The organism is Polaromonas sp. P3_C2 (assembly GCF_056402675.1).
Window position 1 is genome coordinate 1 of the sequence record NZ_JBFUGX010000859.1, and the last position, 2,643, is coordinate 2,643.

1 protein-coding gene, 1 tRNA gene and 1 pseudogene are annotated in these 2,643 nt (G+C 58.3%); all 3 read left to right on the plus strand.

What is annotated here, in order from left to right; genetic code table 11:
* Positions 1-71: 71 nt before the first annotated feature.
* On the plus strand, positions 72-1,340 hold the full coding sequence (locus AC1DWI_RS22785; RefSeq protein ID WP_477668992.1) for an aspartate kinase: 1,269 nt from the start codon (positions 72-74) through the stop codon (positions 1,338-1,340).
* Between the two features lie 35 nt (positions 1,341-1,375).
* Positions 1,376-1,468, plus strand: a tRNA-Ser gene (locus AC1DWI_RS22790).
* Positions 1,469-2,249: 781 nt separating this feature from the next.
* Positions 2,250-2,643: pseudogene (locus AC1DWI_RS22795) on the plus strand (AraC family transcriptional regulator); the annotation flags it as partial.

Below are 2,643 nucleotides of genomic sequence, written 5' to 3' on the forward strand. Positions count from 1 at the left end.
GCCCTCAAATGGGCGCTTTTACACAGGTCCCCGGCAAAAAATCCGCAACAACTCCTGATTGACATCCTGCAATGGCATTGATCGTTCATAAATACGGCGGCACGTCGATGGGCTCTACCGAGCGCATCCGCAATGTCGCCAAACGCGTGGCCAAATGGGCGCGGGCCGGCCACCAGATGGTGGTCGTTCCCAGTGCCATGAGCGGCGAAACCAACCGTTTGCTCGGCCTGGCCAAAGAACTGGCGCCCGCCAGGACAAGCGATGCTTATGGCCGCGAGCTTGATGCGCTGGCTGCTACCGGCGAGCAGGCTTCCAGCGCATTGCTGGCCATTGCGCTGCAGGCCGAAGGCATGCAGGCTGTGAGCTACGCCGGCTGGCAGGTCACCATCAAGACCAACAACGCCTACACCAAGGCCCGCATCGAGTCGATCGACGACGAGCGTGTGCGTGCAGACCTGGACGCCGGAAAAGTTGTCATCATCACCGGCTTTCAGGGGGTGGACGAGGCCGGCAATGTCACCACGCTGGGCCGCGGCGGTTCCGACACTTCGGCCGTGGCCATTGCGGCGGCGCTCAAGGCGCACGAGTGCCTGATTTACACCGACGTCGACGGCGTTTACACCACTGACCCGCGCGTGGTGCCTGAGGCGCGTCGCCTGCATACCGTGAGCTTTGAAGAGATGCTGGAGATGGCCTCCATGGGCTCCAAGGTGCTGCAGATTCGCTCGGTGGAATTTGCCGGCAAATACAAGGTGCCGCTGCGCGTGCTGTCCAGCTTCACCGAATGGGACATCGACATCAACGAAGAGGCCAAGTCAGGCACTTTGATCAGCTTTGAGGAAGACGAAAACATGGAACAAGCCATCGTATCGGGCATCGCTTTCAACCGCGATGAAGCCAAAATTTCCGTGCTCGGCGTACCCGACACCCCGGGTATCGCGTACCAGATCCTGGGCGCCGTGGCCGATGCCAACATCGAAGTCGATGTGATCATCCAGAACGTCAGCAAGGACGGCAAGACCGACTTCAGCTTTACGGTTCACCGCAACGATTACTCCAAGGCCATCGACCTGCTGAAAACCCAGGTGGTGCCAAAACTGGGCGCGCAGGAAGTCACCGGCGATGCCAAGATCTGCAAGGTCAGCATCGTCGGCATCGGCATGCGCAGCCACGTGGGCATCGCCAGCAAGATGTTTCGCGTGCTGAGCGAAGAGGGCATCAACATCCAGATGATTTCCACCAGCGAAATCAAGACTTCCGTCGTCATCGACGAAAAGTACATGGAACTCGCCGTGCGCGCCCTGCACAAGGCTTTTGACCTGGACCAGCCCGCCGCCTGAAAATGGCCGGGAAGTCGTGAGATAATCGATTTATTGGAAACGTGACCGAGTGGCCGAAGGTGCTCCCCTGCTAAGGGAGTATGGGGTGTAGAGCCTCATCGAGGGTTCGAATCCCTCCGTTTCCGCCAAGACTACCGACTCTCTCCCGCATGGGGCAGAGTCGGTTTTTTTAGGCCGCCACAGTACCTTCCACCCGACATCTACTGTTCTCGGAGGCGGCGGCCGACAAAGGCACGGTATCGGTAACGCGGGACTCCGGGTTTGCCGGATCCGATTGCCCAACCACCTTGTTTGTGAACGACAAGATGGCGGCACTCGTGAAGGCTGGCGAAACAGTCACGCTGCATCTGCCCGCAGAGCCTGTGACTCTTGGCGCCATACCTTTCGGCGTGTGCGGCGGCGGTCTTGCGCGACTAGAGATCCATCCCACCCCAGCCAGGCCGGCTCGTTACCGGATCGGACCTGACGGCGATGGAGAAATAGACTTCTACCCAATCGTTTCACGCTAGCGGCAAAGCATTGATTCGCCAAAATCGAGCGAAAGGCGAGAAAGGCGACAAATTTCCGTAAATATTGACGACTACGAGCCTGTCCGCCTCGCAAGTAATACCTACTTTCGGCTAGCCTCGTAGTTGAATGCAAAACATGGCAATAAACCATCTTGATGTGGATGACGGGTCAATACACCCCGGCACACGCACATCGCTATTCCAGCCTTCACCCTTGCTGGCAGATTGCGTATGTGCTTATGTGGTGCGCGACACCTTGGACGCCCAGCTGAGCCCCAAACAAAGCTTCAGTCATTTGCCGGTGTCTCCGCTGGTCAGTATTGTCTGGTCAATTCACGGTGGACGATCATCGATGCCTATCGATGTTGATGAATGGCCCCCGTCGTCAAGGCGGGTCGTCTTGCGCGGCCCTCGCACGCAACCCAGCGTCTGGCAAAGCCACGGCCCCGCCTTTGGGTTTTCATTGACTATTTTTCCGGATGCATTTCATGCACTGACGCATCTGAATGTGGCCGGTTTGCTGGACCAGGCCAGGAATCTGCAAACTGTACTGGGCAAAGACTGGCAGCAGATGGCGATTGCCGTCCTGCAGGCCAGCGACGATCTGGCACGCATTCAAATCATTGAAGCTTTTTTAACGCCTCGCTGGATATCCGTGCGTTCGCCGCGGCCGGTGGCAACACCGCCGGATGGCCTGTCCTTGTTCAATGACTGGGTTGATGCGGTAGYGCTGCGTGCATCCGCGTCAACCCATGGGCAAAGCACGCGCCAACGAGAGCGGTTCATCAAGGGGC

What these genes read in the sequence shown, in the direction of transcription:
- AC1DWI_RS22785 (WP_477668992.1), top strand. Translation starts at nt 72, where the DNA reads ATGGCATTGATCGTTCATAAATACGGCGGCACGTCGATGGGCTCTACC.